Source organism: Klebsiella sp. MS 92-3 (assembly GCF_000195655.1).
GTDB classification, from domain to species: Bacteria; Pseudomonadota; Gammaproteobacteria; order Enterobacterales; family Enterobacteriaceae; genus Klebsiella; species Klebsiella pneumoniae.
In genome coordinates this window covers 60,990-72,742 of the sequence record NZ_GL882839.1, presented here as the reverse complement: position 1 = coordinate 72,742, position 11,753 = coordinate 60,990, and the positions used below count along the sequence as shown (strand labels likewise).

The 11,753-nt window shown below is 59.1% G+C and carries 10 protein-coding genes; 7 read left to right on the top strand and 3 right to left on the bottom strand.

Annotation, left to right across the window (positions count from 1 at the left end; all coding sequences use genetic code 11):
- Positions 1 to 135 precede the first annotated feature (135 nt).
- Positions 136 to 1,005 (top strand): oxygenase MpaB family protein, encoded by an 870-nt coding sequence (locus HMPREF9538_RS07045; protein WP_009485847.1) that lies wholly within the window; start codon positions 136 to 138, stop codon positions 1,003 to 1,005.
- Between the two features lies 1 nt (position 1,006).
- Here HMPREF9538_RS07045 and HMPREF9538_RS07050 read toward each other — a convergent pair whose 3' ends face one another.
- Both HMPREF9538_RS07050 and HMPREF9538_RS07055 read right to left on the bottom strand, forming a co-directional pair.
- Entirely contained in the window at positions 1,007 to 1,693 is a 687-nt protein-coding gene (locus HMPREF9538_RS07050; protein WP_004184165.1) for an ABC transporter substrate-binding protein, read from the bottom strand.
- Entirely contained in the window at positions 1,683 to 1,865 is a 183-nt protein-coding gene (locus HMPREF9538_RS07055) for a hypothetical protein (protein WP_004143707.1), read from the bottom strand. Before HMPREF9538_RS07055 ends, HMPREF9538_RS07050 begins: the two co-directional genes overlap by 11 nt.
- Positions 1,866 to 1,914: 49 nt before the next feature.
- Here HMPREF9538_RS07055 and HMPREF9538_RS07060 point away from each other — a divergent pair, with 49 nt between their 5' ends.
- The 4 genes from HMPREF9538_RS07060 (at position 1,915) to HMPREF9538_RS07075 (ending at position 7,652) form a co-directional block, all read left to right on the top strand.
- A complete protein-coding gene (locus tag HMPREF9538_RS07060; RefSeq protein WP_020316429.1) occupies positions 1,915 to 2,838 on the top strand; it encodes a cation diffusion facilitator family transporter in 924 nt (307 codons plus the stop codon).
- A gap of 249 nt (positions 2,839 to 3,087) precedes the next feature.
- Positions 3,088 to 4,005 (top strand): bestrophin family protein, encoded by a 918-nt coding sequence (locus HMPREF9538_RS07065; RefSeq protein WP_004148478.1) that lies wholly within the window; start codon positions 3,088 to 3,090, stop codon positions 4,003 to 4,005.
- Between the two features lie 315 nt (positions 4,006 to 4,320).
- Positions 4,321 to 6,621 carry an FdhF/YdeP family oxidoreductase gene (locus HMPREF9538_RS07070; RefSeq protein WP_009485844.1) on the top strand — a complete coding sequence of 767 codons (2,301 nt, stop codon included), beginning with the start codon at positions 4,321 to 4,323 and terminating at the stop codon, positions 6,619 to 6,621.
- Positions 6,622 to 6,770: 149 nt separating this feature from the next.
- Positions 6,771 to 7,652: a LysR family transcriptional regulator gene (locus HMPREF9538_RS07075; protein ID WP_002906016.1), complete on the top strand. Its 882-nt coding sequence runs from the start codon at positions 6,771 to 6,773 to the stop codon at positions 7,650 to 7,652.
- A gap of 262 nt (positions 7,653 to 7,914) precedes the next feature.
- Here the strand turns inward: HMPREF9538_RS07075 and HMPREF9538_RS07080 are convergent, their stop codons facing one another.
- Complete coding sequence (locus HMPREF9538_RS07080) at positions 7,915 to 9,321, bottom strand: MFS transporter (RefSeq protein ID WP_009485843.1); 1,407 nt, start codon at positions 9,319 to 9,321, stop codon at positions 7,915 to 7,917.
- Positions 9,322 to 9,908: 587 nt separating this feature from the next.
- On the opposite strand from HMPREF9538_RS07080, the gene HMPREF9538_RS07085 reads away from it, so the two are divergent.
- Both HMPREF9538_RS07085 and zapE read left to right on the top strand, forming a co-directional pair.
- Positions 9,909 to 10,589, top strand: a complete 681-nt coding sequence (locus HMPREF9538_RS07085) for an MgtC family protein (RefSeq protein ID WP_002906011.1) — start codon at positions 9,909 to 9,911, stop codon at positions 10,587 to 10,589.
- 96 nt (positions 10,590 to 10,685) lie between these two features.
- A complete protein-coding gene (gene zapE, locus HMPREF9538_RS07090) occupies positions 10,686 to 11,747 on the top strand; it encodes a cell division protein ZapE (RefSeq protein WP_032457205.1) in 1,062 nt (353 codons plus the stop codon).
- Positions 11,748 to 11,753 lie beyond the last annotated feature (6 nt).

The following is an 11,753-nucleotide window of genomic DNA, read 5'->3' as shown; positions in this document are numbered from 1 at the left end:
CCCCCCCCCCCCCCCCCCGCCCCCCCCGCCGGGCGGGGGCCGCGCGGCGGGCGGGCTGTCTTTCCGCAATATCTCTCCCAATGCTGTCCAACAGTGGTATCTTTTGTCCTTTAGTTGCACGTAAGGGATACTATCATGATCGGCATTCGCCGGATGATCGAGGCGCAGGTGCTCGGCCTGACCGGCATGGCGCTAAAAGAGATCGACTTTGAACGACCCAAAGGAGAGCCGGGGCTGTTTGGTCCCCAGTCGGCCATCTGGCAGGTGCACGGCGATTTTACCTCGATGCTCTGCGGCGGCATTAGCGCGCTGTTGCTGCAGATGCTGCATCCTCTGGCGCTGGCCGGCGTCTGGGATCACTCTCGTTTTCGCGAGGATATTTTGGGCCGCCTGCGCCGCACCAGCCAGTTTATTTCTGCCACCACTTTTGCCACTACCCCCGACGCCGAACGGCTAATCGCCAAAGTACAGGGGATCCATCAGCGGATCGCCGGGGTGGATAAGGACGGAACCCCGTATCAGGCGAGCGACCCGGCGCTGTTAACCTGGGTGCACGTCGCCGAGTGCAGTCGCTTTATGGCTTCCCACCTGCGCTACAAGCGGACGGTGGTCAGTCCCGAGCGCCAGGAGGACTATTTTCGTGAGTCGGCGGAAATCGCCCGGCGGCTGGGGGCTCGGGATATCCCTCAGACACCGCAGGAGGTGGCGGACTATCTCGAGGCGATGCGCCCGCGACTGCGCTGCGACGAACGTACCCGGGAGGTAGCCGAGGTGCTGCTCTCCACCCGTCTGCCGGGGCGGATGAGCCAGCCGGTCGGCCGGGTGATGATGAACGCAGGAATTGACCTCCTGCCGGAATGGGCGCAGGAGATGCTGGGATTGTCGCTCACGCCGCTGCAGCGGCGCACGACGCGCCTGATGGTGCATGGCGTGGCCCGCGTACTGCGCGCCTCGGTACGCAACGGCGCCTGGCATTGCGCCATGCGCCGGATGACGGAGGCGTGATTCAGTTCGCTTGGCCCAGGTGACCGGCAATCAGCGCCTGCAGACTGCCATCTGCCCGCCACTCGCTAAGCGCGTCGTTTACCGCGTGAAAACGGTCCACGTCCGCCCGGGCGACGCAGATGGCCTGCTGGATCTCGGTAAAATTATCCGCCAGTACCCGCACCCCGGCGTGCTGACGGGCTGTCGCCTCCAGCGGCTGGCGGATGCCGGCGACCATATCCCCTTCACCGGCGAGGAAGGCGTCGATTGCCTCCTGCGAAGAGGGAAGGCGATGCAGGCTGGCGTGCTGCAGATGGCGGGTTAGCCATAGATCGTATGCGGCGTTTTGTCCGACGTTAATGGTGGTTGCCGGGCGATCCATGTCGGCCACGCTCTGGCAGGGCGAATCAACGCTGACCAGCGCGGTGCCCTGGATGGTGATATAGGGCGAGGTAAAGCGCAGGGTGGCTTCCCGCGCCGGATCGATGGCCAGAAAGGCAATATCCCAGTGCTCGCCACCGGCGTCAGCCACCACTTTACCCGCGGCAGGGTAGGGAACGAATTCGGCGCTGACGCCCCAGCGCGTCGCCAGCCGATGGCTGAGCTCGACGGTGATGCCCGCGGGCTTTCCTGTCTCCCCGAGATGGGCCAGGACCGCATTGCCCAGATTAATGGCGAAACGCAGCCGGGATGGTTTGTTATGTGACATCGCTGACTCCTGTGGTGGCTAAGCTAAAGTGGCCCGACCTGTGGCCACCCTTCAAAAGATAGTTCATAGGCGCAAGGTTGCAGCGTTCCAACGGCACATACAGTAAATAGTCATTACCGACTGCTGCGATATCGTTAAACGGCAAGGCAATGGCTTTTATATTGTTAAGCATAAACTCAGTTTGTCAGTTTATTCTTCCCGCTCACAAAGGGAGAGAAATAATGACACAACATAATTTTGAAAATGATAATAAATATCATGAGCGTTCGGTGCAGGCGCGAAAGAGTACCCTTGTTAGCGTGGTGGTTAATATTTTCCTTTCTGCCTTACAGGTAGTCGTGGGAATATTTTCCGGCTCTCAGGGATTAATTGCCGACGGAATGCACTCTTTTTCCGATCTGGTCGCCGATGGCGTGGTATTGATGGCGAATAAAAAGAGCCGTCGACCGTCTGACCACGATCACCACTATGGCCACTGGCGCTATGAGAACGGCGCCTCCCTAATCATCGGCGCGATTCTGCTGCTCGTCGGGGGTGGCATGCTATGGTCCGCGGCGGGCCATCTCGCGCAACCGCAAACTATTCCGCCGGTGCACAGCGCGGCGCTGTGGATGGCGCTGGTGGCGCTGTCCGTCAAGGAGGGGCTGTTTCGCTATATGCTGGCGGCCGCCAGGCGGCTGAATTCGTCGCTGCTTATCGCCAATGCCTGGCATGCCCGCTCTGACGCCGCATCCTCCCTGGTGGTGGCCCTGGGGATTATCGGTAATCTGGCCGGGTTCGCCTGGTTCGACCCGCTCGCCGCGCTGGTGGTGGGGCTGCTGATTGCGCGCATGGGCTATCGTTTCGCCGTCAGCGCGCTGCATGATTTAATGGACCGTGCGGTTGATGAAGAGATGCAGCAGGCGATCGCCGATACGCTGCGAACCACGCCGGGCGTGGCGGGCCTCCACGATCTGAAAACCCGTAAGGCGGGGGATCTGGTGCTGGTGGATGTCCATCTCGAGGTGGCTGGCGAGATGTCGGTAGCCGAAGGGCATCAGATTGCCCGTCACGCGCGGGAGCGGGTGCTGGCGCAGCATCCGGTGCTTAATGTGATGGTGCATCTCGATCCCTGCGAAGCGCAGGGGTTGACGAAAGCGGTCTGATACACCCGGTAGCATAAGCGGAAAAATGAATTGGCTCAGCGGTTATTTTTTCTTCTGAGCCATTATTGCTGGCGCATTGATTGCCTGAAATATAAAAAAGGCCCATACTAAAAACGCCATTACCATCGCTAAATAATGGCGCAGATCTGCCCATCGCAGTTAACGATAAAATAAACCAATCGGCTCATAGATAATCTCTATTCTGTATTCAGAGATAATGACCAGAGCGGTAATTCAGGAAGTCAGACAATGATCATTCGGCCAGAACAACACTGGTTTCTTCGCCTATTTGACTGGCACGGCTCCGTGCTGTCGAAAATCATCTTTCGCCTGCTGCTAAATGTGCTGATGTCGATCATCGCCATTATCAGCTATCAATGGTACGAACAGCTGGGGATCCACTTAACCGTGGCGCCGTTCAGCCTGCTGGGGATTGCGATTGCGATTTTCCTCGGCTTTCGCAACAGCGCCAGCTACAGCCGCTTCGTCGAGGCGCGAAATCTGTGGGGGACGGTGCTTATCGCCGAACGCACGCTGGTGCGTCAGCTGCGCAATATCCTGCCGGCGGAACACGATGCCCATCGCCGCATCGTCAGCTATCTGGTGGCCTTTAGCTGGAGCCTGAAGCACCAGCTGCGCAAAACCGATCCGACGGCTGATCTGCGGCGGTTGCTACCGGAGGAGAGGGTGACGGAGATCCTCGCCAGCTCAATGCCCACCAACCGGATCCTGCTGCTGGCCGGCAACGAAATTGGCCAGCTGCGGGAGGCGGGCAAGCTCAGCGACATCACTTACGGGCTGATGGACAACAAACTCGACGAGCTGGCGCACGTGCTGGGCGGTTGTGAAAGGCTGGCCACCACCCCGGTGCCTTTCGCCTATACCCTGATCCTGCAGCGTACCGTCTACCTGTTCTGTACGCTGCTGCCGTTCGCCCTGGTCGGCGATCTGCACTACATGACGCCGTTTGTCTCGGTCTTTATCTCTTACACCTTTTTATCGTGGGATTCGCTGGCGGAAGAGCTGGAAGATCCGTTCGGCACCGCAGCCAATGACCTGCCGTTGAACGCGATGTGCAATACCATCGAGCGCAATCTGCTCGACATGACCGGTCAGCATCCGCTGCCGGAGACGCTGCGTCCGGACCGTTACTTCAATCTGACCTGAGCCTGGCCCACCGGGCGGTTTCGCTGCCCGGTCATCACTTTCCGTAGCAATTTATCCGTCACAGCACCGCGGTGAAAACCGCAAAATTTGCAAATAAGTTAAATTTAACACCTGATAGATAACATCAATTATACAGAATTGTGGTGTATGTTATTATTCAGTTAACAAACGCAGTACCTACGCTTTCCCATCGTACTATCCTTGAGAAACAGCATTCTTTTCAGGTGACGCCATGCGATTCACGCTTCGTCGCCGGGGTTGTCGTACGCCTTTTTCGGCTAGAGACAGCCAGAACAGAGCAGCAGGAGTAAAGAGATGACCAATAAAAGACGCGCGGTTCCCGGTGTTCACCCCTATGACGGTCCGGCAGGCGGGTGGGGCGCGTTGAAGGCCACGGCCATCGCCGTGCGCACCCAGATGGATGCCTTTGAGGCGCCCGCCACGCTGCTGCGTACCAACCAGCCGGACGGTTTTGACTGCCCGGGCTGCGCCTGGCCGGATAAAGAACATAAATCGACCTTCCAGTTTTGCGAAAACGGCGCCAAAGCCGTGACCTGGGAGGCGACCACCAAACGGGTGACGCCCGCATTCCTCGCGGCAAATACCGTATCTTCCCTGCTGGCAAAAAGCGATTTTGAACTGGAGGGCTACGGCCGCTTAACCCATCCTTTGGTTTACGACCGGGACAGCGATACCCTGCGCCCGGTGGCGTGGGAGCAAGCCTTCGCCCGTATCGGCGAGATCCTCCGCGGCCTGCAGCCGGATGAGGTTGAATTCTACACCTCTGGCCGAGCCTCCAACGAAGCGGCGTGGCTGTTCCAGCTGTTTGCCCGCGAGTATGGCACTAACAACTTCCCCGATTGCTCCAACATGTGTCATGAATCCACCAGCGTGGGCCTGCCACAGTCGATCGGCATTGGTAAAGGCACCGTCTCCCTCGACGATTTTGACCAGACCGAGCTGGTGATCTCCATCGGCCATAATCCGGGCACCAACCACCCGCGGATGATGGGCACCCTGCATGAGCTATCCCGCCGCGGCGTGCCGATTATCGTTTTCAATCCGCTGCGTGAACGGGCGCTGGAGCGTTTTGCCGATCCGCAGAACGTGATGGAGATGGCGACCCGGCGCTCGACGCCGATCGCCTCGACCTACTACCAGGTACGGGCCGGCGGCGACGCGGCGGCGCTGAAAGGGATCGCCAAAGCGCTGCTGCAGCTGGAGGAGGAACAGGGCAATGTGCTCGACCACGCGTTTATTGCCCAACATACCCAGGGATTCACCGCCTTCGCCGATGACCTCCACACCACCCGCTGGCAGGACATCGAACAGGAGTCTGGCCTGACGCGCGAATCCCTGACCCAGGTTGCGGCGGCTTACGCCAAATCCAGGGCCACCATCGTCACCTACGGTATGGGCATCACCCAGCATAACAAAGGCACCTCCAACGTGCGTCTGATTGCCGACCTGCTGCTGATGCGCGGCAATATCGGCAAGCCAGGGGCCGGGATCTGTCCTTTGCGCGGTCACTCGAACGTCCAGGGTAACCGCACTGTCGGGATTAGCGAAAAACCCTCCGCGGCTTTCCTCGACAGCCTGCAGCGGGTGATGGGGATTACGCCGCCGCGGCATCATGGCCACGATGCGGTAAAAGCCCTGGAGGCCATGATCGCCGGCGAAGCAAAAGCGCTGATCTGCCTTGGGGGCAACTTCGCCGTGGCGATGCCGGACCACGAACGCGCCTTCCCGGCGATGCGCGGCCTTGAGCTCAGCGTTCACGTCGGCACCAAGCTCAACCGCTCACATCTCCTGACGGCGAAAGAGACCTTTATTCTGCCGTGTCTGGGCCGCACCGAGCTTGACCTGCAGGCCAGCGGCCGGCAGTCGATCACCGTCGAGGATTCGATGTCGATGGTGCATGCTTCGTCGGGCAAGCTTAAGCCCGCCTCGCCGATGCTGCGCTCGGAGCCGGCGATTGTCGCCGGTCTGGCGAAGGCCACCTTGCCCGCCAGCAAAGTGGACTGGCAGTACCTCGTGGAAGACTACGATCGCATTCGCGATCTGATCGAACAGACCATTCCAGGGTTCGAGAATTATAACCAGCGCATTCGCCATCCTGGAGGCTTCCGCATGCCGCTGCCGCCGACCGAGCGCATCTGGCCTACCGCCACCGGTAAAGCCATGTTCTCGGTATTTAAAGGGGTGCATGAGAACGTGGTGGTGGAGGGTGAGGACGTGATGCGCCTGGTGACGCTGCGCAGTCATGACCAGTACAACACCACCATCTACGCGATGGATGACCGCTACCGTGGCGTCTTTGGCCGCCGCGACGTGCTGTTTATGAACGAGCAGGATATGGCCGCCCAGGGGCTGGAGCATGGCGATCGGGTGGATATCCATACCGCGCTGCCAGACAGCGAGCTGACGCTGGAAGATATCACGGTGGTGGCCTACGGCATCGCGCCGGGCACCGTCGGGGCCTATTATCCGGAAGCCAACGTGCTGGTGCCGCTGAACTATCTCGATGAAGAGAGCGGCACCCCTTCGTATAAGTCGGTTCCCGTTCGCCTGACGCTGCGCTCGAAAGAGATCCGTCCGCTGGCCGGCGGGCGCTAAAAAGGTATAGCGCAGAGCGGCGTCGCGCCGTCCTGCGCCCCGCAGCACCTCCTGGTGTCCTCGCTTGAATTTATCGCTAGCGAAACTAACATTCTGGTAACCTGTGCGCGGCCCCGGGGGTGAACGGCGGGGTTCAAACGGGAAAGAGAATGGATATTAAGCAACTCAAGTATTTGATCGCGCTCGATCAGACGCGCCATTTTGGCCAGGCGGCGGCGGCCTGTCATATTACCCAGCCGACGCTCTCCATGCGCATTCGTAACCTGGAAGAGGAGCTGAACCTGACGCTGATCCAGCGCGGCCAACGCTTTGAAGGTTTTACCCCGGAGGGAGAGCGGATCCTGGCCTGGGCGCGGGCGGTGCTGGCCGCTCATGACGGCCTGGCGGCAGAGGCGGCCATCTGTCGCGGGCAGATGGTCGGCCAGCTGCGGGTCGGTATGGTGCCGCTGGCGAGCCTCAATCCGATGCAGTTGATTAAACCCCTGGCGGAGAAATATCCGGCGCTGCAGTTCAGCCTGTTGTCGATGACCTCGGAGCAGATTATCGATGGCGTCAGCCGTAATCAGCTGGATCTGGGGATCTGTTATCTGCAGCATCTGGATGAAGGTCAGTTCAAGATTGCTCGCTTGCCGCAAACCCGGATGGGACTGCTGCACGATAAACGCCATTTCGACTTCAGCGCCGGGACGCCGGGATGGGAGACGCTGGCGACGCTGCCCCTCGGCTTTCTGACCAAGGGGATGTATTACCGGGAATCGATTGAAATCAGCTTTAAGGCCAAAGGGCTAACGCCGAGGTATGTCTTTGAAAGTGATTCGACGTTTCAGATTATCCAGGCGGTGCAGGCGGGGATCTGCTGCGCCATTATGCCGCTTAACAACGGCCTCGAAGCGCTAAGCGATAATCTTGAAATTCTGCCGATTGCCGAAACCCATGTTGATTCACAGCTGGCGCTGATTATGCGCCAGCAGGAACCAGTCTCGACCCTGGCGGAAAAATGCTTCGCCGAGGCGCAGGGGATATTTGGCTGAGGCCGGGCCGCCGACCTGGCGGCTTGTCACTAAAATGCCTAAACGCCCCTCTGATGGGAGAGTGTCAATATAGCCCCGGTGATGCTGGACCGTTGGTAAAAGTGGTATTGCGGCGCCGCTTAATGCTGTCCAGAAGTTACAAGCCTTAATGACAATTTTTTATCCCTCCTGCAGTACACATCACAAATATTAACTATGACAACAGCCGTCATTTAAGTTAACAACAACCGATATGTATTTGCAGCTCCGGCGGCGACCGCCATCAGATATTCTCCAGACGAATGCCCCGCGTTCTCGGGCCGAAGATCCCCACCGACAGCATCACCATCAGCATACTGACGACGATAAAGCTAATTACTCCCGGCGTGCCGGCGTATTGCAGAATAATGCCGATCAGAATGCTGGTCACCGCGGTCGAGAGCCGGCTGAACGAGTAGCAGAAGCCGACGGCGCGGGCGCGAATATGGGTCGGGAAGACCTCGGCCTGGTAGGCGTGGTAGCTGATGGTCAGCCAGGCGTTGGACCAGGTGATCATAAACCCGCAGATCACCAACAGAATCGGGTTGTTTTGCAGAGCGAACAGGGTGCCGAAGATAACGGTCATCAGCGCGGAGAGGACAATCTGCCACTTGTTTTCAAAGCGATGCACGAAGCGGGTGCAGAACAGACAGCCCAGCGGATAGGCGAGGGTGATAAAGAAGGCGTACAGCAGGCTATGGGTGATGCTGGCGCCCTGACCGGAGAGCAGCGCCGGCAGCCAGTTGCCAAAGCCGAAGAAACCGATCGCCTGGAAGAAGTTCATCACCATCAGCATCAGGGTGCGCTGCCGATACTGCGGCGCCCAGATTTCGCGGAAGGTGCCGCGTTTGACGACGCTCTGTGCCGCATGCGCATGCTTCGGCGACGGCGTCAGGCCGCAGCGGGCTTCCATCTCACACATCACCGTATGCGCGTCATCATGCCGCCCTTTGCTTTCCAGCCAGCGGGCTGACTCCGGTAGCTTTTTGCGGATAAACCAGATCGCCAGCGAGAACAGTGCGCCAAAGATGATCACCCAGCGCCAGCCGCTGAGGCCGAACAGGGTGGTCGGCACCAGCATCCAGGACATCAGCGCCACCGCCGGAACCGAGAGGAACTGGATGAAGAAGGCAAAGGCAAAGGCTTTATTGCGCAGATGGGTTGGCACCCATTCGCTGAGGTAAGTATCAATGGTCACCAGCTCAATGCCGAGGCCGATCCCCACCAGAAAGCGGAAGAAGATCACCCCTCCCGCGCTACTCTGCGTCGCCATCAGCAGCGAAAAAAGACCGTACCAGGCGAGCGCCACCATAAAGGTCAGGCGGCGGCCCAGTTTGTCCGCCAGCGGCGCCAGCAGACTGGCGCCGATAAACAGCCCCATAAAGGTGGCGGAGGCGAAGGCCGCCTGGTCGGCGATGCCGAAGATGCCCGCCTGTCCGGTGTGGAAAATGCCCTCCGCCAGCAGGCCCGCGCTGATATACCCGGTCTGGAAGAGATCGTAGAGCTCAAAGAAGCCGCCAAGTGAGAGCAGGGTAATAAACGACCATAACCCAAATGAGGCGGGCAGCGCATCAATGCGTCCGGTTAAGCTGGCGTGCGGTTGTCCTGGCGAAGCATAGGGCGTTTCGCCGAGAACCTGGGTGGTAGACATGGTGTTGTGTTCCTCAGGAAGAATGGTTTGCCCGCTAATGTTAATTGATTGTTAATAGTTTTAAATTTTTAATCCTTAGCCTTAGCGACATTCTTTAGCGTAAGATCGCGCTGGGGAGACATAAAGTTGATATTCATGCTGGTTTTCGCCGCATCCCAGCGACGGAATTGAAGTAAATCACCGCTGACGGCATTTTAGTCGCCTGGCGATGTCACGCCACGCAGGAACCGCGAAAGACAAACTAAACGAATCGTCACCGGCGGCGTTTTCGTGCTTTACCCATCATTACCCCGGGCTATAATGTGCCCACTTTTATTCAGGAGTCATACGTTGGACAGTCACCCTTATTGCGATTTTCCGGCAAGCTAACGCGATCATTTCGCTGCTTGCCGTCCCGGCGGGCAGCAATCTCTCAGTTCCGGATTGCCTCCCTCAATAATTTATGCGCCATTGAGCGCGAGAGGCAGCGTTATGTTTATGTTTTCCAGACCCTTATTTCCTCCACCATCATCCACCGGCTAATCGCCCGGCGCGGCTGAGCGCTACATCTGTAATTTTTGGCTTTCTGTTTTCTGGAGGAAGGCGCGATGGTATTTCCTTATATGACACATTTACTCGCGGCAATGTTGTTGGGGGCGCTGATCGGCGCGGAAAGACAGTGGCGACAACGTATGGCCGGTTTACGCACCAATGCCCTGGTGGCCACCGGCGCGGCGGTGTTTATTCTCAGCGCGATGTCGGCCTCGCCGGACAGCCCGGGGCGTATTGCAGCGCAGATCGTCTCCGGTATCGGCTTTCTTGGGGCAGGGGTGATTATGCGCGATGGTATGAACGTCCGCGGCCTCAATACCGCCGCCACGCTGTGGTGTTCGGCCGGGATCGGCGTACTCTGCGGCCTGGGACAGTTCTGGAACGCGACGGCGGCTACGCTGATTATTCTGTGCGCCAATATCCTGCTGCGCGAGGCGGCGCAGCGCATTCATGCCTTGCCGGGGGCCGGTGACGAAGAGAAACGCTATGTCTTACGCGTCACCTGTCTGCGCGAACATGAAAATGCCGTACGTCAGCTGTTGCTGAATATTGCGCAGCAGCAGCGGTTTACCCTGCAGGGATTGCAGTCGGCGGCGGCGGACACCGCGGACCATCTGGAGATTTGCGCGCAGCTGATTAGCCATAAGCAGCACCAAAAAACGCTGGCGCAAATTATGGCGCAGATGGGCGTTCAGCAGAACGTCACATCGGTGCACTGGCGTGTCGGAGAGGCGTAGGGCTGGCGGCGGAGCAGCGGAAATGGCCGCTCGTCGCGCGATTCGCCATCCCGCGGGAAAGCGGCTAGAATGGCCTCCTCGCAGGAGGTTATAAGAATGTTAAATAATGGATGTGTACCCTCGGAATCTGGTCCCACAGAGGTGACGGCTGATTTTCGTTTTACCCGCGTGATGGCCGAGCAGGCGGCGCGGGCGCGTCTGACGCTGGACGACGATCAGCTGTCACTCATCGCCCGCCTTGACGCCCTCGGTCAGCAGTTGGTGTCCACGACAGGCAGGCCGCAGGGGGTATACGTCTGGGGACGTACCGGGCGAGGGAAAAGCTTTATCCTCGACCACTTTTTCGCCAGCCTGCCGCTCGCCGCCAGGCGGCGGGGCCATTTTCATCACTTCTTCCGCGAACTGCACCAGCGGCTGAATGCCCCCGGAGCGCCCGACCTGCAGACGGTGATGAGGCAGATGACATCCGGTTGCCGCCTGCTATGCTTCGACGAATTTCATCTGCACGACCCCGGCGACGCCATGCTGATTAAAGCCTTGCTGGAACACCTCTTTCAACACGGTATCGTGCTGCTGGCCACCTCAAACTACCCGCCGGAGATGCTGCTGCCCAATCCGCTGTATCACGATCGCTTTTTACCGTCGATCGCGCTGATCCGCGCCCATCTAACGGTGGTGGCGCTGAACGGCGAGGAGGATTATCGCGAACGGCATCTGAGCCAGGATAACGCCTTCTGCAGCGGGCGGATGTGGGTTAATCCGAATGCACAACAGCGTCAGCTGTATGACCTGCCGTCGCTGCCTGGCGAACCGGTTTCGCTGACGGTAGGCTATCGCACGCTGCTGGCGGCCGCGGCGTCGCCCGCGTTGCTGCACTTCACCTTTACCCAGCTTTGTCAGGCCGCCACGGCGGTGATGGACTATCTGACGCTCTGCGAAAGCTATGCCGTCTGGCTACTGGACGAGGTGCCGCCATTGGCTACGGTGGGGCCGGCGGCCCAGCAGCGCTTTATCAATGTGATTGATGTGCTGTATGAAAAGCAGATCCGCCTGCTGCTGGTGACCCGCTGCGACCTGGAGACGCTGGTGGCAGGGGTGGAACTGGAGGATATTCAACGAACGCGGAGTCGCCTGCAACAGCTGCCGCGGGCGGTATAAGGAAAA

Bases quoted from the DNA above. Each gene is read 5' to 3' on its own strand.
- HMPREF9538_RS07050 (WP_004184165.1), bottom strand. From the start codon at position 1,693: ATGTCACATAACAAACCATCCCGGCTGCGTTTCGCCATTAATCTGGGC.
- HMPREF9538_RS07080 (WP_009485843.1), bottom strand. From the start codon at position 9,321: ATGTCTACCACCCAGGTTCTCGGCGAAACGCCCTATGCTTCGCCAGGA.
- HMPREF9538_RS07075 (WP_002906016.1), top strand. From the start codon at position 6,771: ATGGATATTAAGCAACTCAAGTATTTGATCGCGCTCGATCAGACGCGC.
- HMPREF9538_RS07065 (WP_004148478.1), top strand. From the start codon at position 3,088: ATGATCATTCGGCCAGAACAACACTGGTTTCTTCGCCTATTTGACTGG.
- zapE (WP_032457205.1), top strand. From the start codon at position 10,686: ATGTTAAATAATGGATGTGTACCCTCGGAATCTGGTCCCACAGAGGTG.
- HMPREF9538_RS07085 (WP_002906011.1), top strand. From the start codon at position 9,909: ATGGTATTTCCTTATATGACACATTTACTCGCGGCAATGTTGTTGGGG.
- HMPREF9538_RS07045 (WP_009485847.1), top strand. From the start codon at position 136: ATGATCGGCATTCGCCGGATGATCGAGGCGCAGGTGCTCGGCCTGACC.
- HMPREF9538_RS07070 (WP_009485844.1), top strand. From the start codon at position 4,321: ATGACCAATAAAAGACGCGCGGTTCCCGGTGTTCACCCCTATGACGGT.
- HMPREF9538_RS07055 (WP_004143707.1), bottom strand. From the start codon at position 1,865: ATGCTTAACAATATAAAAGCCATTGCCTTGCCGTTTAACGATATCGCA.
- HMPREF9538_RS07060 (WP_020316429.1), top strand. From the start codon at position 1,915: ATGACACAACATAATTTTGAAAATGATAATAAATATCATGAGCGTTCG.